The following is a 22,724-nucleotide window of genomic DNA, read 5'->3' as shown; positions in this document are numbered from 1 at the left end:
GGAACGTATGGATCGGTCTCGGGTATCGCCGACATGAACAAAATGTGGGTATCCTGCGCGTCGTTTGTCGGCTGGGGTTGATTGATCATTTAGGCGGCCTTGTCAACGAGGGCCTTATTGTTCTCGAGGCTTAAATATGACATGCTCACCTAATTCAAAGGATATGCGCGAAACCGCCTATCAGGCCGTCGCGCTTTACCTGATGCTGCTCTATTATCCCTTCACCACCGAAAGCCGGGATATCTTTTCCGCCAACGCGCCCACGGCCGTCTTTCTCGACTGGCTGCGCGGGATGCGCGACGAATCGCATCGGGAATGTGCACGCTACGAGTATCTCATCATCCGAGCATCCGAGCATCCGAGCATCCGAACAACGGCAGCCGGTATTATGTACTGTACCGGAACGCGAACCACGCCGTGCTCCATCCGAAGTATGCGGGCGATGGAAACGGTATAATCGAATGCCGTTGAGTGCAGCCGGAATGCGGGGACCAAACCCGTGACAACGAATGCGAAACACATGCGCGGAATTCTGTTACTTGGTTTCAAGATCGCGGTTTCAATCGCATTACTTGTTCTCGCGCTGCGAAAGGTCGATTTTTCTGATGTTGCCGCGCGGATCGATCTGGTTACGCTGTGGTGGCTTATCTTTGCGTTCGCCGTCGTCCCGGCGCAGATTTTTTTCGGCGCTCTGCGGTGGCGCGAGATCGCGCAGCTTTGCGGCGCGCCATTGACGATTTGGCATGCTTTCCGTTTGAACATGATCGCGGCCTTCTTCAATCAGGTGCTACCGTCTTCCGTCGGCGGCGACGCGATGCGCGTGTGGTTCGTCGGCCGCAGCGGCGCGGGCTGGCGTGCCGCGGGCTATTCGGTTTTGATTGATCGCGCGATCGGACTCGCGGTGCTGGCGCTCCTCATAGCCGCGAGTCTGCCTTGGAGCTTGCGCCTGATCGCGGATCCACAAGGGCGCGTGGCGCTCCTGCTGGTCGACATTGCGGCGATAGCCGGCGGGATTGGCTTCCTGGTGTTGGGCTTCCTGCAATGGAGGTGGCTGACCCGCTGGCAAATCGTACGGCACCTTCAGGAGTGTTCCCAAATCGCCGGGCGGCTGGTCACCAGCCGCGTTCACGGTCCTTCGCTTGTCATTCTGTCTTTGCTGGTCAACGTCCTGAACGCGGTGATCGCGTGGGCCATCATCCGATCCATCGGGGCAGGCGCGTCCTTTGCCCAACTCTTTTTGCTGATTCCTCCGGTCATGCTGGTCACGACGATACCTATATCGATCGCCGGTTGGGGGTTGCGTGAGGCGACGATGGCGCTGGCTTTCGGTTACGCGGCGTTGCGTCCCGACGACGGCGTCAGCGCATCGCTGCTGTTCGGTATCGTGAATTTCGTTGCAGGCGCTCTGGGGGGGCTAGTCTGGATCCTGAGCCGGAAACCTGCAAATACGGATGATTCCGTGGTGGATGATTTGGCGGGCGAGCTTCCGGGTCGTCCCCGCTAACCATATGGTTAGGCTGGTAAAAATTTTCCATCGTCATGTTCACGGCGTGAACAAAAGGCTTGACGTTCACGATGTGAACGGAGTAAGCGGTGGGTCGGATCAACGGGGATGATCAAGGTGCCGGACACCGTCGACGCCAGGGACAGCGAGAACGGAATTATCCTGGGATTGCTGAAGTCTCTCGATGAGGACGGCGGGCGGTCGCAACGGCGGCTGGCCGCGGAACTTGGCATCGCGCTGGGTCTTGTCAATGCGTATATCAAGCGCTGTGTCAGCAAGGGGCTGATTAAAGTCCAGAACGTTCCGGCGCGGCGCTACGCCTACTATCTCACGCCGAAGGGCTTCGCCGAAAAGTCGCGCCTGACTGTCACTTACCTGTCGCAATCCTTCAGCTTCTTTCGCCAGGCGAAAAGCGACTGCGTCGCTATGTTCGAGGCGGCCAAGTCGCGCGGCCTGCGCACCGTGGTTTTGATGGGGCGTTCGGATCTGGCTGAGATCGCCGTGCTGTGCGCGATAGAAAGCGGTGTCGAGATCGTTGCGCTGATTGATGCCGAGGCCAAACCAGGGCGATTTCTGGGAATCCCTCTTGTCGCGTCGATCGATGCCGTCGACGGGAATTTCGACGCGGTCGTCATCACGGATCTGGTCGGCGCTTACGAAAGCTGGACTCTGGCTGCGGCGGCGGTTGGCGGGGACAGGGTTCTGCTTCCGCGCCTGCTTGGCGTCATGAAGGGCCGTGAAAACCGGGGCGACCTGCGGGATCTGGCGTCATGACGTCGTCCGGATCGAAGTGGTATGCCGTGCAGACCCATCCGCATGCGGAAGGCAAGGCGGCCGCACATCTGCGACGCCAGGGTTTTGAAGTCTATTTCCCGCGCTATGCCAAGCGTCGCCGCCATGCACGGCGCGTTGACATCACGGCATCGCCGTTGTTTCCGAGATACTTGTTCGTTGCGGTCGATCTCATTCATCAGCGGTGGCGCGTCATTCGCTCGACTATCGGTGTCGCGAACCTTGTCTGCAGCGGCGATGAGCCGGCGCCGGTAGCGGGCGACGTCATCAGTCGACTGAAACGACGTGAAGACTCGAAGGGCTGTGTTCAACTCGATCTGGCGCCCCGATTTTCCGCCGGTGATGCCGTTCGTGTCGTCGACGGTGCTTTTTCGGATTGCCTTGGCCTGTTCGAATCGATGAGCGACGGCGAGCGTGTCCTGGTGCTGTTTGATCTTCTGGGCCGCAAGGTCCGGGTGACGATGAATATGGATACAATCGAGGCCGCCTGAGGGTCCGGCCTCCGTTGTGCTGGCGTTAGCGGCGGGTGAGAGGATGATTCCTTTCACCCGAATGGCGGTAGCATGGCTGTCGCAAGACGATATTGTAGAATGAACCAATGAAATTTCAGGGCAAGAAAGTTCTGGTAACCGGCGCCGATGGCTTTATCGGCGGAGTTCCGTCGAAGTGCGGTGCGCAGATTGCACAAACGTCGGTTTCGCCGAAATCAAACCCATGAACATTCGAGAAAGTTGGGCGCTGATCCGAGGTCATGGATTCCTGTCTTCGGTTGGAGTGCTCGTTGGCGGCACCGGATTTGCCGCCGTGATTTCGGCGGTGATGCTGCCCGTGCTGACGCGTCTATATACACCGCACGATTTCAGCCTGCTGGCGGTATTGACGGCGATGATATCCATCATCTCCGTTGTCGCCTGCTTACGGTTTGACATCGCGATCCCGATACCGGAACAGGACAACGAGGCCGCGAATATTCTGGCGCTCGCTGTGGTGTCGGTGTTCGCCGTTGTGATCGTGTTGTCCGGCGTGTTGCTCGCCGTGCCGGCCATCGTGCTTGCGCGCTTCAGTGAGCCAAGCCTTGGGTCTTATCTCTGGATCGTTCCTGTCGGAGTTGCGGCCGTCGCGATAACCAGTGCGCTTCAGTACTGGCTGGTGCGGAAGAAGGATTTCCACGCTATAGCAAGGAATCGCATTGCCCAGGCGAGCGCCGCTGCCGCGACGCAATTGTCGTTGGGCGGACTGAACGGAATGGCGCTGGGACTGGTGTTGGGACCGACAGTTGGTTCAAGCGCGGCCTGTGCCGGATTGGCTTATCGCATCACCCGCACTGAGAAGAGCTTATTCAAGCGGGTTAGCTGGCGACAGATGCGGAGCGCGTTTTCAGTTTATCACCGTTTCCCAAAATACTCTGCGCTGGAGGCGCTGAGCAATAGTGCCGGCATTCAGCTGCCGATTATCATGATTGCCGCGCTGGCGCATGGTCCGGAGGCCGGATTCCTTTCGTTGGCGATGTTCGTCATTCAGGCTCCGATGGGTCTGTTGGGAACGGCGATCGGCCAGGTTTTTCTGTCGCGCGCTCCGCAGGAGCATCGTCTCGGCCGTCTGGATGTTTTCATCATCGGTATTCTCGGCGGGCTTCTGAAGGTCGGCGTGGGACCGCTGATATTCGGTGGCTTGCTTGCGCCGAGCCTGTTTACCAAAGTCTTCGGCGAAGACTGGCACCGTGCCGGAATTCTTATGGCGTGGATGACTCCATGGTTCGTCATGCAATTCCTGGCCAGCCCGGTTTCGACGGCGTTGCATGTTGTCAATCGGCAGCGGGCGGCGCTGCTTCTCCAACTCTTTGGACTTGTCACTCGCGTAGCTGCCGTCTATGGCGCGTCACTTTTTGCCGTCGGAGCGATATCCGAAGCCTATGCTATATCTGGTTTCGTTTTCTACTCGGTGTATTTTCTGGTTATCTTGAATGCGGTGGGCGTCAGCGCTTCCGGTGTATTCGGCGAGTTGCGAAGGGCGGCTCCGGCGCTCGCCGTCTGGACCGGCACAGGCTTATTATTATGGGTGGCCGAGCCGATAGCTCTCATTGAAAGCTGGATGCGATGATGGCGCTCACGCGATGAGCTTGAGCAGACTCCTTGATGCGCGGTCGTCGCTACCGCTGTTTGTTCTAAGGGCTTTCTCTGCTTACGTTGTGCTCCCGTGACCTTGGCTTCGAGTGTGTCAGCTTGGGGTGTGCCACTTCGATCGCTCTGCACGATATGAAAACTGAACCCATCGGAATGCCCTATCGACATGCCAGACTGGCGTTGTTGATCGCGTCGTGGCTTTACGCGTCAGCGTTTCATTTCGCGTACGTGAATTACGTTGTTCTCGACTGGAGCTATTGGGGTTTCAGCTACCGCCCACTTGAGGCGCGCGAATATTTGCTTGTCGCTTCTCTTGTTACTTTTGGGGCCGCGATAATGCCAACGATGGTGACACGTGCTTCGTCAATCGTTCTGCTGCTAATTTATCAGATGGTCTATATACCGGCCATCATGGTTACCCTCAGTCTTGATACAGATCGCATTGAGAAATACGGGGCCGCTCTTGCTTCGTTGGCCCTCGCTTTTGCTGCTGCCTGCATTGCAGCCCGGCGTCCGCTAAAAACTGATCCTACAAGGGAGTGGATTTCAGGTTCGTCAGTTTTGGGTCTGAACCTGTTTGGTTGGCTGATCTGCTCGATCACTCTCATGCTATCTTACTGGTCCATCATTAGTTTTGCGAATCTCGATGAAGTGTATCAGCAGAGAGCTCTCGGTGCAGCTACCGGGCCTTTGATAGGATACATGCAGACTTACCTACAGAACGTATTCAGTCCGGCTTTGATCGCGATCGGATTGGTCAGGAAACGACCTTGGTTGGTTATTTTGGGATTCGTTGGATGTCTGCTCGTTTATGGCATCACTGCGCAGCGCACGGCATTTCTGCTGCCGTTCGCTATAATGGGGACGTATTGGCTGCTTCGCCGGAAGAGCCCTCTCTTCCATACAACTGCGGTGCCGACGGTTGTCGTCGCTGGGACGATGTTCTTGTCAGCCTATTTCTATAAGAAAAGCGGTGTCGCGGCGTTGATATGTCTATACCTTACGGGTCGAACTATTGCAGTGCCTGGTCTCACGTTCTCTCAGTACTATGATGTTTTTGGACCGAACGATCTCACCTGGTGGAGCCATATCAAGGGCTTTAGTTCGCTTATCAGTGCTCCGGCGAGCTTCTCCGGTGATCCGCTTTGGCCGCAACTCGGTCTGCTGATCGGCGCACACGTCTATAAAAATCCTGCGGTGAATGTGAACGCCAATTTGTATTCTTCCGATGGCCTGGCGGCGGCTGGTAGCCTAGGCGTGGTGGCGGTTGGGCTTGCTTTTGCAATCTGGCTGAGACTGTTGGATCGTGCGTCGGTCGGTTGGGATAGAACCTTTGTGATCCTGGCTGTGTTACCTGTGGGACTGGCTTTAACTAATGCCCCATTTGCCACCGTCCTCCTATCGTTCGGCGGCTTATTCTGGCTGATCCTTTTCTTGGTGCACAAGAGCCCGGAACCGAGCAGTACGCAAGCCGAGGGCGTGGCGAACTCGAGAGCAAATTGAGAAGCGACGATGAAGGTGGTGATGCTCTGTGAGTTCTACAATGAAACGCTCGAATATCAGGAGAATCTACTGACGAAGTACTACATGAAGCACGATCATGAGGTTACTGTCGTTACGTCAACGTTCGAATCTGTATTTGACTATTATAACGACAAGCATGACAACTCGATGCCGCCCCGTACCTTTTATGACGGCGGCGCGAAGATCATTAAGCTTCGCTATCGCTATAACATTTTCAACCGGCTGAGGGCCTACACGTCGATCTCAGGGATTCTTGAAAGAGAGCGTCCTGATTTGATTTACATCCATGACATCATGCTAAACCTTCCTGAGGCTATTCGTTACAAGAAGGTGCATCCAGAATGCCGCATGATCATGGATTATCATGCCGACTACAGCAATTCGGGAAAAAATTGGGTATCCCGTAGAGTTCTTCACGGTGTTCTGAGGAAATGGTTTCTCGATCGCGCGCGCCCGCATCTCAGTAAGATATTCGCTATTACACCGACCACGATACTGTTCTTGCATGAGCTTTATAACGTGCCGGTCGAGGACATAGAACTTTTGCCGCTAGGCGCTGACCTCGATTACTGCGCCGAGGTAAGGGAGCGCGAAGAGGGCGATATCCTGCGGAAGAAGCTGGGCATCGCCGACGATGCCATCGTCATTGTCACGGGCGGAAAGTTGGAGCCTTGGAAGAAGACCGAGCTTCTGATTGAGGCCGTCAGGACGCTGCCATCGCTTCGGTTGGAACTCGTGATCATCGGAGACAGCGGACAAAAATTCGCAGATTATAAGGCTAGCCTTTTGAAGGCTGCGAGTGCGATGCCTAATATTCATTTTATTGGATGGCTTGAGGCGAAAGATATTTATAAGTACCTCGATTTGGCCGATCTGGCCGTGTTTCCTGCGAGTCAGTCAATTCTCTGGCAGCAGGCAATTGCGATGGGCCTGCCGCTCATCGTCGGCGATGTTGGCGGTCAGGATATCTCCTATCTAAACCTGCATGACAACATTGTCATTTTGCCAAAGCACCGCATTCGAGCTGACTGCCTGGTTGAGGAGATCTCACGGATTGTGTCCGATCCGGGTTGTCTGAAAACGATGGGTGAGGGAGCCAGGGCCGTTGCCGACGAGCAACTAAATTGGGACAGATTGATCGAGCGAACGCTGCGCTCTTAACCAGATTCTGTTGCTCGCCCGATATGATACGTTATCACCTCCGGGAATTGAAGATGAAGGCAGTTGAACAAGTCCCGTGTCCCTGCTGCGGGAGTGAAGATTTCAGCCCGTGGGCCGATGAGCTCGGGTTCTTCGCCGTGCGGTGCCATGGGTGCGCGCTGATTTACGTTAATCCGCGTCCGCTGACGGCGCAGATCGACTCGGCGGTGCGCACCGGCGTTCATGGAGAAGACGCCACATATCTTGACGTGCGCACGCGGCGGGTTAGCGCGAAGATCGATTTGTACAGAACAGTTTTCGACAAGATGTTCGTCGACGTATGGCGCGGGGGCAAGCCGATCTCGTGGCTGGATATCGGTGCTGGTAATGGCGAGATTGTCGAAGCGATTTCCGCCATCGCGCCTGCGGGCAGCCAGATCGGAGGCGTCGAGCCGATGGAAGCGAAGGCCGCTCGGGCGCGGGCGCGTGGTTTGAAAGTAGTGACCAGCTATCTTGCACCAGATCATCCGAAAGTGGATTTCGTTTCCATCGTGGATGTATTTTCGCACGTCCCCGAGTTTCACGATTTCCTCGCCACGGTCCGGAGTGTTCTGAACCCGCATGGCGAGTTGTTTCTCGAAACGGGAAATCTCGCGGATCTCGATCAGCGAGACGATTTTCCGGGTGAGCTTGGCCTACCCGATCATCTGGTATTTGCTGGTGAGAAGCAAATCGGCATGTATCTTTCGCGTGCCGGCTTTGAAATCGTCGCCATCCAACGCGTTCGCGTCGACGACATCATCTATTTTGCGAAAAGTATGGTGAAGCGAATGCTGGGGCGTCCCTGCACCATCCGGTTGCCTTATACATCGAAGTACAGGCAGATACGGCTGCGGGCCCGGTTAGTCGCTTAACATCCAACGTGTGGCAAGTTGCGAAGCCGAATTGGACTAAGCCGGTTCAAGGCGTTCGAAAACCGTATCGCGTTTAATCGGATCAGCACATGGTTAATATCCAAAAGCGCGCTTATCAAATCTGCACCAACTGCATCATGGACACTTCCGATTCGAACATCACGTTCGATTCGCGCGGTTGGTGCGACTATTGCAACAACTATCACCAGAATATCCTGCCCAGTTGGCATCCCGACGAGCGCGGCGGACGCGAGATACTTGCCGAGGCCGAAAGAATTCGGTCGGAAGGCAAGGATCGCGATCACGACTGCATCATCGGCGTCAGCGGCGGTGTCGACAGTTCTTATGTCGCCTATCTCGCCAAGGAGAAACTTGGTCTGCGTCCGCTGATCTTCCATGTCGACGCTGGCTGGAATTCGCAGCAGTCGGTAAACAACATCGAGAAAATGGTCGATGGGCTCGGACTCGATCTCCACACCGAGGTGATCGATTGGCAGGAAATGAAGGATCTTCAACTCGCGTTTTTCAGGGCTCAAGTGCCGCATCTCGATACGCCGCAGGACCACGCGTTTTTTGCGGCGCTCTACAATTTCGCGGCGACCCACGGGTTCAGGTACGTTATCACGGGTGCCAACTATTCGACGGAATGCGTGCGCGAGCCGCTGGAATGGCACTATCACGCCACCGACTTGCGGCAGTTGCGCGATATTCATCGCCAGTTCGGGACACGGCCGCTGAAAACGTTCCCGCTCACCGATATCTTCACCTACCGGGTCTATTATCGCTTCTTCAAGGGAATGCGGGTCGTCAAGCCGCTCAACCACTTTCCTTACGTCAAGGACGCTGCGATGCAGGAACTGGCGGATCGTTTCGGATGGCAGAAGTACGCCCACAAGCACTATGAGTCGCGCTTTACCCGATTTTACGAAGGATACTGGTTGCCGACGAAATTCGGATTCGACAAGCGTCGCGCACATTTTTCGAGCCTCATTCTCACCAGGCAGATGAGCCGGGATGAAGCGCTTCGCAAGATATCCGAGCCGGCCTATGACAAGGACGATGTCGAGCATGAGTTCGAGTACGTCGCCACGAAGCTCGACCTGACCGTTGCTGAACTTCGTGAGTTGATGGCTGGTCCGAACAAAAGCTACCGCGACTACAAATCGATGATGCCGCTTATCGATCTGGGGACGCGGGTTCTGCGCACGCTTGGCGTGCAGAAGATGGTCGTTCGATGATCGTGATCGTCGATTATGGCCTGGGCAATATCGCGGCCTTCGTCAATGTGTACAACCGAGCCAACATCAAGGTGACGGTCGCGAAGAACAGCGACGAGCTTAGGAGTGCGTCGAAGCTGATCCTGCCCGGCGTCGGGCATTTCGACCATGCCATGGAACTGCTGCAGCGTTCGGGCATGCGCGATACGCTCGACCGGCTGGTGCTCGACGACAGAATACCGGTTATCGGCATTTGCGTCGGAATGCAGATTCTTGCGCGCAGCAGCGAGGAGGGTACCCTGCCGGGGCTCGGATGGATCGATGCCGACGTCAGGGCATTCAACTCCTGGGAGGCAGCCAGGGACATGCCGCTTCCGCACATGGGCTGGAATGATGTCTGTCCGCGAGAAGCCGATCCTTTATTCAACGGCCTTGAGCGCGACGCGCGATTTTACTTCCTGCACTCGTACTACGTCGGCTGCGATCGTCAGGATGACGTGCTCGCGACCTGCGACTACGGGGCGGAATTCAGCTGCGCGGTCCGTCACGCCAACGTGTATGGCGTTCAGTTTCATCCTGAGAAAAGCCATAGCTTCGGCAACCGGCTTCTCAAGAACTTTGCAGAGCTTTAAGCCGTGCTGAGACCGAGAGTTATTCCCTGCTTGCTGATCCACAAGGGCGGTCTGGTCAAGACGGTCGGTTTCAAGCAGCCGAAATACGTCGGCGATCCGATCAACGCGGTCAAGATCTTCAACGAGAAAGAGGCCGACGAACTCTCGGTGTTCGATATCGATGCAACGGCAAACGGGGCGGAGCCGGATTTCCGGATGATCGCCAATCTGGCGATGGAGTGCCGGATGCCGCTTTGCTATGGCGGTGGCGTCAAGACAGCCGAGCAGGCAAAGCGTATCGTGGGGCTTGGCGTCGAGAAAGTGGCCATCAGTTCGGCCGCGACTGCCTCGCCCGAACTAGTCGGCTCGGCGGCGCAGGAAATCGGCGGGCAGAGCGTCGTTGTTGTGATCGATGCCAGGAAGGACGGCCGCACCGGGCAAAATCTGGCGTGGACCCACAATGGCACCCGGCCGACGGGTCGTTCGGTGATCGATGTCGCAAGGCAAGCCGAGGCGCTGGGCGCCGGTGAAATCGTGATCAATTCGATCGACAACGACGGCATGATGAAAGGCTATGATCTTCCACTTGCCGTCGAGGTTCGAAAGGCGGTGCGCGTGCCCGTGTCATTTCTTGGTGGCGCCGGATCGCTCGCTCATATGGAGGCGCTGGTCACTTCATGCGGCGTTGTCGGCGTTGCGGCCGGGAGCTTCTTCGTGTTCAAGGGCCCTTACAAGGCGGTCTTGATCAGTTATCCTTCTGCCGACAAAAAGGACGGGCTTGTTCGGGCGGCTGCTTCCGCACCGCCGCTCGGCGCGGGCGCGATTGCATGATGAGTCTTGCTCATAACGAATCTTGGGTCATGACGAGCTTCGGGCCGCGCGCCGCCGGCAAAAATTTTTGGCACAGATCCGGGTTCATTCATGTTCAGTGACAAGGTATTGCTCATTACAGGCGGAACGGGGTCGTTCGGCAAAGCCGTCTTGAAACGATTTCTGTCGTCCGAATTGCGTGAGATCCGGATTTTCAGCCGCGATGAAAAGAAGCAGGATGATCTCCGCAAGCGGTATGCCGAGGCAAAGCTGAAGTTTTATATTGGCGATGTCCGGGATTCGCGCAGCGTGCGAGCCGCGATGCGCGGCGTGGACTATTGTTTTCATGCCGCCGCGCTGAAGCAGGTGCCGTCCTGCGAGTTTCATCCGATGGAAGCGGTCCGGACCAACGTTCTCGGGACCGAAAACGTGCTGGATGCCGCGATCGCTTCGAGCGTGAAGCGGGTCGTCTGCCTGAGCACCGACAAGGCTGTTTATCCGATCAATGCCATGGGCATATCCAAGGCGATGATGGAAAAGGTGATGGTTGCGATTTCCCGCAACCTGGAAAACACGGTGATCTGCGGTACGCGGTACGGCAATGTGATGGCGTCGCGCGGATCGGTGATTCCGCTGTTTGTCGAGCAGATCGTGGCGGGCAAGCCGATCACGATCACCGATCCGGCGATGACCCGGTTCATGATGACGCTGGATGAGTCGGTCGAACTGGTTCTGCATGCTTTCGTGCATGGCGACAACGGCGATATCTTCGTGCAGAAGGCCCCGGCCGCGACGGTCGCGGTGCTGGCGCGGGCGCTGACATCGCTGATGGGCAAGCCGGATCACCCGATCGTCGAGATCGGAACGCGGCACGGTGAAAAACTTTATGAAACGCTGCTCAGCCGCGAGGAAATGAGCCACGCCGAGGACAGGGGCAACTACTACCGCGTTCCGGCGGATGGTCGCGACCTGAACTACACGAAGTTCGTGGAGGAGGGGGAGCGGCGTATCAGTTCCGAAGACGACTATAACTCCCACAATACCGCGCAGCTCGATGAATCCGGCATGAAGCAGCTTCTTCTCAAGCTCGATCTCGTGCAGCGCATCGCGCGCGGCGAGAACGTGGTGATGGACGACTGACTGTCATGAAGATCGTCATCACGGGCGCTGACGGCTTTATCGGAACCAATCTCCGCATCCGGCTGCGCGAGCTTGGCCATGCCGATGCCGTGCGCGTCACCCGCGATACCGCACTCGAGCAGCTTACCGACGCCCTGTCGTCATGTGACTTCATCTTTCATCTTGCCGGCGTGAACCGTCCGAAGACGGAAGCCGAATTTCTCTCGGGCAACGCCGGATTCACCGATCGGTTGTGCGCCGCGCTGGCCGCCGGCGGCCGTTCGGTGCCGATGGTGATGTCGTCTTCAACGCAGGCCGCGCTCGATAACCCGTATGGGCGAAGCAAGCTCGCCGCGGAAGAGCGGATGCGTGCATATAGCCGCGAGACCGGAGCGCCGATTTACATTTTCCGGTTGACGAACGTGTTCGGGAAGTGGGCTCGCCCGAACTACAACTCGGCGGTCGCGACCTTTTGCCATAACGTCACGCGAGGGCTTCCGATCAGCGTCAACGATCCGGCCGCGGCGCTGCGGCTGGTTCATATCGACGACGTCGTCAATTCTTTTATCGGATGTCTTGAGGGGGCATCGCCTCCCGACGATTTTGCGGAGGTCTCGCCGGTCTATGAAACGACTGTCGGCGCGGTGGCCGAGGCGATCAAGGCGTTCGCCGAAAGCCGGACTTCGCTGATCAGCCCGCCGGTCGGCGTCGGCCTCATGCGGGCGCTCTATTCGACTTATGTCAGCTATCTGCCGGTGGAATCGTTCGTCTACAGCGTGCCCCGCTACGGCGATCAGCGCGGCATGTTCTCAGAGGTGCTTAAGACGGCTGATAGCGGCCAGTTCTCGTATTTCACGGCGCATCCGGGCATTACCCGCGGCGAGCACTATCATCATACGAAGACAGAGAAATTTATCGTGATCCGCGGCAGGGCTCGGTTCAGCTTCCGCCATATCGAAACAGATGAGCGCCACGACATCTTCGTCCAGGGCGGCGAAGGTCAGATCGTTGAAACGGTTCCGGGCTGGGCGCACGACATCACGAATGTCGGCGACGACGAATTGATCGTGATGCTGTGGGCCAATGAAATCTTTGACAGGTCCCGCCCGGATACGATCGCCATGAAGGTCACCGCGTGAAGAAGCTCAAAGTCGTCACGATCGTCGGAACGCGCCCGGAAATCATCCGGCTTTCCCGCGTGATTGCCCGACTTGACCAGCATTGCGATCACGTCCTCGTTCACACGGGTCAGAACTACGATTACGAACTCAATCAGATTTTTTTCGACGACCTTGGGGTGCGCAAACCCGATCATTTTCTGGACAGCGCCGGGTCGAGCGCGGCTCAGACCATTGGAAACGTGATCGTCAATGTCGATCGCGTGTTCTCGGAGGTGAAGGCTGACGCGATGCTCGTGCTCGGCGACACCAATAGCTGCCTTGCCGTCATTCCCGCGAAGCGCCGCCGTATCCCCGTGTTTCACATGGAGGCCGGTAATCGTTGCTTCGATCAGCGCGTGCCGGAGGAAATCAACCGCCGTATTGTCGACCACACCGCGGACGTCAACCTGACCTACAGCACGATTGCGCGGGAGTATCTGTTGCGCGAGGGCCTGCCGCCGGATCTGGTCATCAAGACCGGGAGCCCGATGTTCGAGGTTCTGACTCACTATCGCCCGAAGATCGATGCATCGGATGTGCTCACGCGGCTGAACCTTTTGCCGGAAGGCTATTTTGTCGTCAGCGCGCATCGCGAGGAGAACATCGACACGCCGCTGGCCTTCGCAAGACTGGTGGCTGTGCTCAACGCGGTCGCCGAGGATCACGGACTGCCGGTGATCGTTTCGACCCACCCGCGCACCCAGAAACGTATCGATGAACAAAAGGTGGCGTTTCATTCGGGGGTTCGACTGCTCAAGCCGCTCGGCTTTTCGGACTATGTCAAGCTGCAGATCTCTGCCCGTGCCGTGATATCCGACAGCGGCACCATCAGTGAGGAATCATCGATCCTGAATTTTCCGGCGCTCAATCTGCGCGAGGCTCATGAGCGTCCCGAGGGCATGGAGGAGGCCGCCGTCATGATGGTCGGACTCGATGTCGGCCGTGTCCGCCAGGGGCTCGCCATTCTTGCCGATCAGCCGCGCGGCGAGCAGCGCGGGCTCCGGCTGGTCGAGGATTACGCGGTTCCCAATGTCTCGGAGAAGGTTGTTCGGATCATTCACAGCTACACGGACTACGTCAATCGCGTGGTCTGGCGTAAGTACGGCTGAACTCGCGCGATCGACGTTGAACTCATGACGGCTGCAGCGATTCATGGCGCGCCAAATCAAGGCTGATCCACATCCCGGCGATGCGAATACTGTATATCACCCAGTGGTTCGAACCCGAACCGACCGTCAAGGGTATCGAGTTCGCGAAGGCGCTCGCTGAGCGCGGACATCAGATCGAGATCGTTACGGGCTTTCCCAATTATCCGAGTGGCAAGACCTATCCAGGATACCGGATCGGATTCTACAAACGGGAGGTCATGGACGGAATCGTCGTTCATCGCGTGCCGCTTTATCCGAGTCACAACGGATCGAGCGTTGGCCGCATTCTGAACTACTTTTCCTTTATGGCGAGCGCCGCGCTGTTCTCGCTGTTCCGCGCGCGGCGCTTCGATGTTGTCTGCTGTTATCCGCCGATCACAGGCGGGCTTGCCGCGATCTTCGCCACCTGGCTGTCGCGCCGTCCGTTCCTGATCGACATTCAGGATCTTTGGCCGGACTCGGTAGTGAAGTCCGGGATGGCCGGCACGCGGAGGATGGAAAAAATCCTCGCCCTGATGTGCAATTTTGTGTATCGCCGCGCGGCGAGAATTATTGCGCAATCCAAAGGTATCAGGACTCGGTTGATTGAGCGGGGCGTCCCGCCCGAAAAGATATCCGTTGTCTATAACTGGGCGGACGAGCGCGCGGCGGCGCCCGCCGGGCTGGCTGACCTTTCGCCCTATGACTTCGGCGCCAAGTTCAATATCGTATACGGCGGCAATCTCGGGCGTGTCCAGGGATTGGACGTCATGGTAAGGGCGGCACATCTTGCGCGGCAGAGGGCGCCTGATTTGCAGCTACTGCTGATCGGGGATGGGATCGAAAGTGAAAATTTGAAGCAACTGGTGCAGCGGCTCGGCGCGGACAACGTGCGTATCGCGCCGGGTGTTCCGCGAACGATGATAGGCGATATTTTTGCGGCCTCGGATGTTCTGGCCCTGCATTTATGGAGCGATCCCTTGTTCAGGATTACAATTCCCCAGAAAACCCAGTTCTATATGGCAATGGGCAGACCGATTCTGATCGGCGTCGAGGGTGAGGCGGCAGAGTACGTTACCCAAGCCGGTGCCGGGGTCGCGGTGCCGTCCGATAATGTCGAGGCGATGGCGGATGCGATGGTGCAGTTGGCGAAAATGCCAAAGGATCGATTAGCGGACATGGGTCGGCGCGGACAGGAGGCATATTGGCGGATATTTTCGTTCTCGGCCGCAATCGCAGAAACCGAGTCAGCTTTTCAGAAAGCCATCGGGGATGCTCGCGGCAATGCCGCATGAGCGACCATGCCAAGCGTGCCTTGATCAGATCTTTGGCGCCAGTGGACCCGGCAGCGGTCATTGCTCGGACATGACGGAAGGAACTGCGTATGGATTCGCATCCAATCCCCAAATCTGACGAACGCGTCCCTGACGATCGCGAGTTGGACTTTTGGGGAATGTTTCTCGATCTCATTCCTCCGATCCTGCAAGCGTGGAAGCTGATTTTTCTTTCTACGATAGCTGTTGGCGCAATCGCTTATTTCATCAGCTTGTCCAACGTTTCTTTTCCGCCAAAGACTTACAGCAGTGTCGCCTACGTCGGTCCTCTGGATGAGGCAAGGGCGAAACACGCCGAGTCGATTCTGCGCTCGGAGCCAATTTTGAAATCCGCTCTGGAGAAGGTTCCAGAGTATCCGGGGCGGGAGATGCCGGACCGTGATCGTCGCGAACTTCTAGCCAAGAATCTTCAGTTTTCTCCGGCGGCGGGAGCGGATGCGAAGCGGCCGTCGCTTTATGTGCTGGAAGTTTCGGATGCCGAGCCCGCACGGGCGCAGGCACTCGTGTCCACACTCATCGATGCATGGCTTGCGACAACCAAGCCTCGGCCGGATGCCGCCGTGCGGCTGACCCGCCTTCTGGAAGCAACCCAAACTCAGATTTCGGACCTCTCTGCCATCATCAAGGAGCTGTTGAAGAATCCTGAACTGATCGCGCCCAGGCCGGAACACTCTCCGCCGGATGTCGCGCGCCTTATCGAGCTTCGGACCAACAGCATCGGCAAAGCGGAGGAGATCAAAAGCGAACTCGCAGGCGTGAGCAGGGATGTCATCTTTTCGCCGCCCACGAAGCCGGACAAATCGGTGCAGGATGCGCCCAGGAGTTCACCGTGGAGGGGAGTCATCCGGGCGATGGGCGTTACCTTCGTTTTTTTGGTGGCGATCATCGTGTTCCGCCATATCTTGATGCGGAGCATGAGCAGCCCGCTCTATGGAGCAAGGATGCAGCGAATCCGCGACGCCTTGCCATGGCGGGCCGCAACGAAAAGCGGGTCTTGATCGGCCGCGCGCCGCCATGCCGCAAGTTTTCAATCTCAGACGTTCCAGCTTCTTCGAAAGTCCCAAGATGAAATCCGAGTTGATTGAAAAGCTCAAATCGAAAAAAGCTGTCATCGGGATTGTCGGGCTTGGCTATGTCGGATTGCCGCTAGCGCTGAGATATTGTGAGGTCGGCTATAAAGTCATTGGCTTCGACATTGACGATAATAAAGTCGAAGCGCTGAAGCGCGGCGAATCCTATATCGAACATATCCCGGCTGCTGCGATCGGGAAGGCGGTCGCAGATCGTTTCGATCCGACGTCGGACTTCTCACGCGCCCGCGACGTCGATGCGTTGATTTTGTGCGTACCGACGCCGCTCAACCGATACCGCGAACCTGATTTGAGCTTCGTCATCGGCACCACGGAATCGCTCGTTCCTCATTTGCACGAGAGTATGGTGATTTCGCTCGAGAGCACCACCTATCCCGGCACAACGGATGAGGAACTGAAGCCGCGCATCGAGGGGCATGGTCTGACGGTCGGCAAGGATATCTTCCTCGTGTTTTCTCCCGAGCGGGAAGATCCGGGCAACCCGAATTTCTCGACGAAAACCATTCCAAAGGTCTGCGGCGGTCATACGCCGGATTGTCTCGATGTCGGTCTTGCGCTCTACGGCAGTGTTATCGACAAGGTTGTTCCTGTCAGCTCAACGCGGGCGGCGGAACTTACCAAGCTGCTCGAGAACATTCACCGCTCCGTCAACATCGGTCTTGTCAACGAAATGAAGATGGTGGCGGACCGTATGGGGATCGATATCCATGAGGTGATCCGGGCGGCGGCCACCAAGCCGTTCGGCTTTGTGCCGTACTATCCGGGGCCCGGCATCGGCGGCCACTGCATCCCGATTGATCCGTTTTACTTGACCTGGAAGGCGCGTGAATGCGGCATGCACACGCGTTTCATTGAACTTGCGGGTGAAATCAACTCATCGATGCATGATTACGTCGTGGCGAAGGTCGCCGAAGGCCTGAATTCACAACGGAAACCGGTGAATGGAAGCCGGATCCTGGTTCTTGGTATCGCTTACAAGAAGAATGTGGACGACATGCGGGAGTCTCCTTCTGTCTTTCTGATGGAGAAGCTGCGCGATCTCGGCGCCGATATCGCTTACAGTGATCCGCATATTCCGGTTTTTCCCAGGATGCGCCAGCACAGCTTCGCGCTGTCGAGCATGCCGCTGTCGGCGGAAACACTGGAGACGTTTGACTGCGTATTGCTGGCTACCGATCACGACAAGTTCGACTATGATCTCATCAAGGCGCATGCGACGTTATTGGTTGATTGTCGAGGAAGGTTTCGTGACAACGATCCTCACATCGTCAAGGCATGACCATGATCAAGTATTCACCCGCGATCACTGACCGCAAGATCAAGTTTGCGCTCGCCGGTTGTGGACGAATTGCGCAGAATCATTTGGCAGCCATCCAGCGGCATCATAACCGGGCGGAGCTGGTGAGTGTTTGCGACGTCTGCGCGGCAGCGCTTAAGGCGGCTGTCGAGACGACCGGCGCCAGGTCATATGGCAGCCTTGGCAGCATGCTCGCGGAGACTGACGCTGACGTCGTGGTGCTGACCACTCCCAGCGGATTGCACGCCGATCAGGCGATCAAGGTCGCGGCATCCGGCCGTCACGTCATGACCGAAAAGCCCATGGCCACGAAGTGGGCCGACGGCTTGCGGATGGTGAAAGCCTGCGATGATGCCGGTGTCCGGCTATTTGTGGTAAAGCAGAACCGCGCCAATGCGACGCTTCAGCTTTTGAAGCGATCCGTGGAAAGCGGGCGCTTTGGCCGTATCTACATGGTCAATATCAACGTGTTCTGGACCCGTCCGCAGAGTTATTACGATAGCGCGCGCTGGCGCGGCACGTGGGAGTTCGACGGCGGCGCCCTGATGAATCAGGCGAGTCACTACGTCGACTTGCTGGAGTGGCTGATTGGCCCCATCGAAAGCGTCCAGGCTTATACCGCAACACTGGCGCGCAACATCGAGGTCGAGGATACCGCTGCGGTCAATTTGCGTTGGCGCTCCGGCGCGCTCGGCGCGATGAATGTGACCATGCTGACCTACCCGAAGAACTTTGAAGGAAGCATCACCATTCTCGGCGAGAAGGGGACGGTGCGGGTCGGAGGCGTCGCGGTCAACGACATCCAGCATTGGGAGTTTGCCGAGCCTCACCCCGATGACGAGAAGGTCAGATCGGCAAGCTATGAGACCACGTCTGTCTATGGGTTCGGCCACCCGCTGTATTATGATAACGTCATCGAGGTTTTGCGCGGCGAATCCGAGCCGGTTACGGACGGTCGCGACGGTCTTAAGTCGCTCGAGGTCCTGATCGCGTCCTATCTTTCGGCGCGTGACGGTAAGCGGGTCTGTCTGCCGTTGGACTATTGATATGACGGTGACGGTTCATCCCACCGCCATCATCGATGAGGGCGCCGAAATCGGCGACGGTTCGCGCATCTGGCACTGGGTTCACGTCTGCGGCAAGGCCCGCATTGGGCGTGGGTGCTCGCTCGGCCAGAATGTCTTTGTCGGCAACGATGTGGTGATCGGCGACAACGTCAAGATCCAGAACAATGTTTCGGTGTATGACGCGGTCCGGCTCGAAGATGACGTGTTTTGCGGGCCGAGCATGGTCTTCACCAATGTCTACAATCCTCGCTCTGCAATCACCCGCAAGGACGAGTATCGCGAAACTATCGTTCGTCGGGGCGCGACGCTCGGCGCCAACTGCACCATTATCTGCGGGACCACCGTAGGCCGTCATGCCTTCGTGGCTGCTGGTGCGGTTGTCAATCGCGATGTCGTTCCGTTTGCGCTGGTGGCGGGTGTTCCCGCAAAGCGGATAGGCTGGATGTGCCGATGCGGAACGAAACTTCCGGGAACAACGGGCGAGGTCGTCTGCGAGTCTTGTGGGAGCGCCTATCGTATTGACCTGGGGTCGTGCGAGCCGACAGGATCGCCGAGATAGGTTGGCGTCGGCCGGATCGCGAGCGGAAGACAGATGAGCCGCGCCGGACGAGGTGAAGAGCCGGGACAGAAATTCTGGCGGATTGAACCGGGCATAAGCATGTCTTTTCGGATACTCGTTACCGGCGCGTCCGGCTTCATTGGTTCGGCGCTCGTGCCCGCTCTGGCCGCCGCGGGTCATCACGTCCGCGCCGCGTCGCGCCGGCCGGTTCGGGGCGGAGAGCGCATCGACCCCGTCGTGCTTCCTGACTTCGAGGACGATTTCGATTGGGGCCCGCTCCTCGCCGGTATCGATATTGTCATCCATCTCGCTGCCATCGCCCATCGCCAGGGCGGTGATGCGGTCGACTACGACAAGGTCAACCGCGGTGCGGCGGTCAGCCTGGCGGAGGCGTGTTTGCGGCATCCCGTGCGGCGTTTAATCTTTTTGTCGTCAATCGGTGCGCAGACGGGATCGGCATCCGACCGCGTTCTGACGGAGAACGATGAGCCGCGTCCGGTGACCGGATATGATCAGGCCAAACTTGCGGCCGAGACCGCCATCCGCGACAGCGGCGTGCCTCACACGATCCTGAGGCCGGTAATCGTATATGGTCCGAACGCCAAGGCGAACATCGCTTTTCTGCTTCGTATCGCTGCGTTGCCGCTTCCTCTCCCGTTCGGCTCGTTTCGCAATCGACGCTCGTTGCTGGCCATCGGCAATCTTGTCGAGGCAATCATGCTGAGCATCGACAGCCCGTCGACGCTCAATGAGACATTCGTCGTCGCTGACCCCGATCCGGTGTCGATCGCCGAGATATTCGGATGTCTCCGCGCGGCAAATGGCGATCGCACCCGGCTCTTTTCCGTTCCTCCTCGTCTGATAGCCGGCGTGCTCAGTCTCGTTGGCCGAAGCGCGCTCTGGGATCGCATCGGCCGGGATCTCGTGGTGAATCCTGCGAAACTGCTTGAGGCCGGATGGAAGCCCTCTATAACGACCCGCGAGGGTCTCCGCACGATGGCTGGTAAGACAAGAGTCTGACAAGGCAAGGACATGAGCGCGGATTATCGGGCTGGGTTGTCCGGCCTCTCGGGAACGATGATCAGCCGGTTAGATGCCTTCCGATTCTGATGGAATCAGAAGCGGGATCTATGGTTTTGATCTGGCGCGTTTTCTTCACGCGAACCGGTATCCATCCTCGGGTCAAGCCCGAGGACATGCTTCGCTCGAAAACGCGCTAGCTAGCGCGTTGGCCGCGTTCGCGCGAATCTGAACAGGGCAAGGCCAACCAATGCCGCCCCTGCGAGCAGCGCAATGATCTTTGCCGCAGGCGAGATCGCTAGCGTGGAAGCGATAGCCAGTGCCACCAGCGCAAGATTGAGCGCGAATACAATCCCAACGACATTCAGAACGGAAAATCCGTTGTCCGTTGCGCGCTGATAGAAATGCGAGCGGTGGGCCGCCCAGACTTTCTCACCGGTGAGCAGGCGGCGTAGCATGGTGATGGTGGCGTCGGAAAGATAGTAGAGAGGCAAAAGCAGCGCCGCGGTGAACTGACCGCGATACGCGAGTTCGAGCAGGCACCAACCCAGCAAGAGGCCCACCGGCAAGCTGCCGACGTCACCGAGAAAGACTTTCGCGATTGGCCGGTTGAAGGGTGCAAAGCCGAGCAAGGCTCCGCCGAGCGCGCCGGCGACGATCGCGATGGCCGGGGGGACATGACCCAGATATCCTAGCGCGACGATGCCCCCCGCGACAGGTACAGCCTCGGCGACGGTCATCCAGTCCAGACCGTCCATGAAGTTGACGAGATTGACAAACCAGATCCCGGCCAGCAGCAGGACTCCCTGTTCCACCCAGAGCGGGCCCAGTGGAAAAATCCGGAGATCGCCGGGCCACGCTGACAGGATGGCTCCTACCGCAATCGCCTGGGCGAGCAGGCGTGTCAGAACGGGAAGCGATCGGATGTCATCCACCGCTCCGATGACGGCGATAAAGAGGGTCGCGGCCAGCGCGTAGGTCGAAACTTCCGTTCCTGTCGCCGCGGCAAATACGACAACGATGACGAGTGTCGCGGTGATGACCGCGATCCCCGCGCCCTGCGGCGTCGGAATCTTATGCGACGATCGCGCGTTGGGCCTTGCAAGCGCGTAACGTTGCAACAAGGGCATGAGTAACCAGGTGAGGGCAAACGAAAGAGCTGCCGCAGGCATGATCGTCAAGAGCGACAAGGAAGAATCCACGTTAGGGTCGAACTGCAACTTCGCGAACGGCCATATAGCCTTTCGGGCTTTTGCGGTCGAGCCATGGTAAGAGTTCCGGTGCAAGAGTTCCGGTCGCATGTTCTTGTTCTGATCCCGAGGGCGAGAAGTTGTTATTGTAGGACTTTGCCTATCAGCCTTCGGGCGCATTCAGGCTTATCGCCATCGCCGAGATCAGCGGCTTCATGAAGTACACATTGTTCGCGGGCGTGATGTCTGTCCGCAGGCCGTAGGCTTTCAATTCGTCGGAAACCACGGGGCCGACCGAGGCGATACTGGTGCGCTCGAGTCCGGCGCGCAGCCGGTCCTCGCAGCGATGGATGCGGGCGACCTCGACAAGCCGGCGGACCTGCCCCGAACTCGTCAGTGCAACGGCGTCGATCCGGCCTTCGGCCATTTCTTCGATCGCTCTGACGATGTGAGTTTCAGCCGCGCTCGTATCATAGATGTAGGGCAGCACCGGATCGACACTCGCGCCTTGTGCCTGGATTTTTCCAAGCAGCGCGCCGTGGTCGCGGTCTGGATAAAGCTGCAGGCCGACGCGATGACCCCAAAGATCGAGCCGGGCCAGGGTTTCCAGGATGCCTTCCGATGTCGGCTTGTCCGTGGTGATCGTCGCCTCCAGTCCGATCTCGCGCAGCGCCTTGCCCGGCTTCGGGCCGCGCGCCAACCTGCGGGATTTACCGATGGCGGTGATAAACGCCTGATCGAGGCCGATCCGGCGCGCAGCCGTGACGAGACGCCTCAGCCCTTCGCCGGTCGTCAGCACCAGATCGTCATGCGGGGTCCGGATGCAACGCCTGATCCAGTCCTCGACCGGCGCGGCATCCGGCGCGTCGCGGATGGTGAACATCGGGCACTGCAGAACCTCGGCGCCTTGCTCCGCGAGCAAGCGGGCAAATTGCGCTTCCTCGCGGGCCTCAAGGATCAGGATACGGAAACCGGATAGCCTGCCAGCCATGATCACCCCGGAGGTCAGCCGTTAATCGCTTTGCGTATCGATTGTCCCTCTCGCAGGGTGAGTGGCGCAAGGCCGATGGAGGTGATAGAGCAGGGTGCCCGTCGGATTTCCGTTCCGATCGTTCGGTCTAGCCG

At 58.0% G+C, this 22,724-nt stretch carries 22 protein-coding genes; 20 read left to right on the top strand and 2 right to left on the bottom strand.

Annotation, left to right across the window (positions count from 1 at the left end; genetic code table 11):
• The first annotated feature begins 163 nt into the window (after positions 1 to 163).
• The 20 genes from ACMYR2_RS14320 to ACMYR2_RS14225 all read left to right on the top strand — a co-directional run bounded on the left by ACMYR2_RS14320 (position 164) and on the right by ACMYR2_RS14225 (position 20,409).
• On the top strand, positions 164 to 457 hold the full coding sequence (locus ACMYR2_RS14320; RefSeq protein WP_416193209.1) for a hypothetical protein: 294 nt from the start codon (positions 164 to 166) through the stop codon (positions 455 to 457).
• 63 nt (positions 458 to 520) lie between these two features.
• Complete coding sequence (locus ACMYR2_RS14315) at positions 521 to 1,504, top strand: lysylphosphatidylglycerol synthase transmembrane domain-containing protein (protein WP_416194106.1); 984 nt, start codon at positions 521 to 523, stop codon at positions 1,502 to 1,504.
• Between the two features lie 108 nt (positions 1,505 to 1,612).
• Complete coding sequence (locus ACMYR2_RS14310; protein WP_416193208.1) at positions 1,613 to 2,278, top strand: winged helix-turn-helix transcriptional regulator; 666 nt, start codon at positions 1,613 to 1,615, stop codon at positions 2,276 to 2,278.
• Positions 2,275 to 2,787, top strand: a complete 513-nt coding sequence (gene nusG, locus ACMYR2_RS14305) for a transcription termination/antitermination protein NusG (RefSeq protein WP_416193207.1) — start codon at positions 2,275 to 2,277, stop codon at positions 2,785 to 2,787. The genes ACMYR2_RS14310 and nusG overlap by 4 nt, the downstream gene beginning before the upstream one ends.
• A 223-nt stretch (positions 2,788 to 3,010) precedes the next feature.
• A complete protein-coding gene (locus ACMYR2_RS14300) occupies positions 3,011 to 4,396 on the top strand; it encodes a lipopolysaccharide biosynthesis protein (protein WP_416193206.1) in 1,386 nt (461 codons plus the stop codon).
• Between the two features lie 155 nt (positions 4,397 to 4,551).
• Positions 4,552 to 5,922 (top strand): hypothetical protein, encoded by a 1,371-nt coding sequence (locus ACMYR2_RS14295; protein ID WP_416193205.1) that lies wholly within the window; start codon positions 4,552 to 4,554, stop codon positions 5,920 to 5,922.
• A 9-nt stretch (positions 5,923 to 5,931) separates the two neighbouring features.
• Complete coding sequence (locus tag ACMYR2_RS14290) at positions 5,932 to 7,104, top strand: glycosyltransferase family 4 protein (RefSeq protein WP_416193204.1); 1,173 nt, start codon at positions 5,932 to 5,934, stop codon at positions 7,102 to 7,104.
• A gap of 53 nt (positions 7,105 to 7,157) precedes the next feature.
• Positions 7,158 to 7,997 (top strand): class I SAM-dependent methyltransferase, encoded by an 840-nt coding sequence (locus tag ACMYR2_RS14285; RefSeq protein WP_416194105.1) that lies wholly within the window; start codon positions 7,158 to 7,160, stop codon positions 7,995 to 7,997.
• Positions 7,998 to 8,134: 137 nt separating this feature from the next.
• Positions 8,135 to 9,235, top strand: coding sequence for an N-acetyl sugar amidotransferase (locus ACMYR2_RS14280; RefSeq protein WP_416193203.1), 1,101 nt, complete (start codon positions 8,135 to 8,137; stop codon positions 9,233 to 9,235).
• On the top strand, positions 9,232 to 9,846 hold the full coding sequence (gene hisH / locus ACMYR2_RS14275; RefSeq protein ID WP_416193202.1) for an imidazole glycerol phosphate synthase subunit HisH: 615 nt from the start codon (positions 9,232 to 9,234) through the stop codon (positions 9,844 to 9,846). The genes ACMYR2_RS14280 and hisH overlap by 4 nt, the downstream gene beginning before the upstream one ends.
• Positions 9,847 to 9,849: 3 nt before the next feature.
• Positions 9,850 to 10,656, top strand: a complete 807-nt coding sequence (locus ACMYR2_RS14270; protein WP_416193201.1) for an AglZ/HisF2 family acetamidino modification protein — start codon at positions 9,850 to 9,852, stop codon at positions 10,654 to 10,656.
• Positions 10,657 to 10,746: 90 nt separating this feature from the next.
• Positions 10,747 to 11,775: a polysaccharide biosynthesis protein gene (locus ACMYR2_RS14265; protein ID WP_416193200.1), complete on the top strand. Its 1,029-nt coding sequence runs from the start codon at positions 10,747 to 10,749 to the stop codon at positions 11,773 to 11,775.
• 5 nt (positions 11,776 to 11,780) lie between these two features.
• Entirely contained in the window at positions 11,781 to 12,893 is a 1,113-nt protein-coding gene (gene wbjC / locus ACMYR2_RS14260; protein ID WP_416193199.1) for a UDP-2-acetamido-2,6-beta-L-arabino-hexul-4-ose reductase, read from the top strand.
• Positions 12,890 to 14,023: a non-hydrolyzing UDP-N-acetylglucosamine 2-epimerase gene (wecB, locus tag ACMYR2_RS14255; RefSeq protein WP_416193198.1), complete on the top strand. Its 1,134-nt coding sequence runs from the start codon at positions 12,890 to 12,892 to the stop codon at positions 14,021 to 14,023. The genes wbjC and wecB overlap by 4 nt, the downstream gene beginning before the upstream one ends.
• A gap of 80 nt (positions 14,024 to 14,103) precedes the next feature.
• Positions 14,104 to 15,336 carry a glycosyltransferase family 4 protein gene (locus ACMYR2_RS14250; RefSeq protein WP_416193197.1) on the top strand — a complete coding sequence of 411 codons (1,233 nt, stop codon included), beginning with the start codon at positions 14,104 to 14,106 and terminating at the stop codon, positions 15,334 to 15,336.
• An 89-nt stretch (positions 15,337 to 15,425) separates the two neighbouring features.
• The gene (locus ACMYR2_RS14245) at positions 15,426 to 16,373 is read left to right on the top strand and encodes a hypothetical protein (RefSeq protein ID WP_416193196.1); all 948 of its coding nucleotides are present in this window, start codon (positions 15,426 to 15,428) and stop codon (positions 16,371 to 16,373) included.
• A 67-nt stretch (positions 16,374 to 16,440) separates the two neighbouring features.
• On the top strand, positions 16,441 to 17,745 hold the full coding sequence (locus ACMYR2_RS14240; RefSeq protein WP_416193195.1) for a nucleotide sugar dehydrogenase: 1,305 nt from the start codon (positions 16,441 to 16,443) through the stop codon (positions 17,743 to 17,745).
• Positions 17,742 to 18,809, top strand: coding sequence for a Gfo/Idh/MocA family protein (locus tag ACMYR2_RS14235; protein ID WP_416193194.1), 1,068 nt, complete (start codon positions 17,742 to 17,744; stop codon positions 18,807 to 18,809). Before ACMYR2_RS14240 ends, ACMYR2_RS14235 begins: the two co-directional genes overlap by 4 nt.
• Before the next feature lies 1 nt (position 18,810).
• A complete protein-coding gene (locus ACMYR2_RS14230) occupies positions 18,811 to 19,389 on the top strand; it encodes an acyltransferase (RefSeq protein WP_416193193.1) in 579 nt (192 codons plus the stop codon).
• Positions 19,390 to 19,488: 99 nt separating this feature from the next.
• The gene (locus ACMYR2_RS14225; RefSeq protein ID WP_416193192.1) at positions 19,489 to 20,409 is read left to right on the top strand and encodes an NAD-dependent epimerase/dehydratase family protein; all 921 of its coding nucleotides are present in this window, start codon (positions 19,489 to 19,491) and stop codon (positions 20,407 to 20,409) included.
• 200 nt (positions 20,410 to 20,609) lie between these two features.
• Here ACMYR2_RS14225 and ACMYR2_RS14220 read toward each other — a convergent pair whose 3' ends face one another.
• Positions 20,610 to 21,539: an MraY family glycosyltransferase gene (locus ACMYR2_RS14220; protein ID WP_416193191.1), complete on the bottom strand. Its 930-nt coding sequence runs from the start codon at positions 21,537 to 21,539 to the stop codon at positions 20,610 to 20,612.
• Between the two features lie 223 nt (positions 21,540 to 21,762).
• Entirely contained in the window at positions 21,763 to 22,590 is an 828-nt protein-coding gene (locus ACMYR2_RS14215; protein ID WP_416193190.1) for a uroporphyrinogen-III synthase, read from the bottom strand.
• Positions 22,591 to 22,724: the final 134 nt, after the last annotated feature.

The organism is Nitrobacter sp. TKz-YC01, from assembly GCF_047824785.1.
GTDB lineage: Bacteria > Pseudomonadota > Alphaproteobacteria > Rhizobiales > Xanthobacteraceae > Nitrobacter.
Note: the sequence above shows the minus strand (reverse complement) of the source record. Positions and strands in the feature narration are given on the sequence as shown.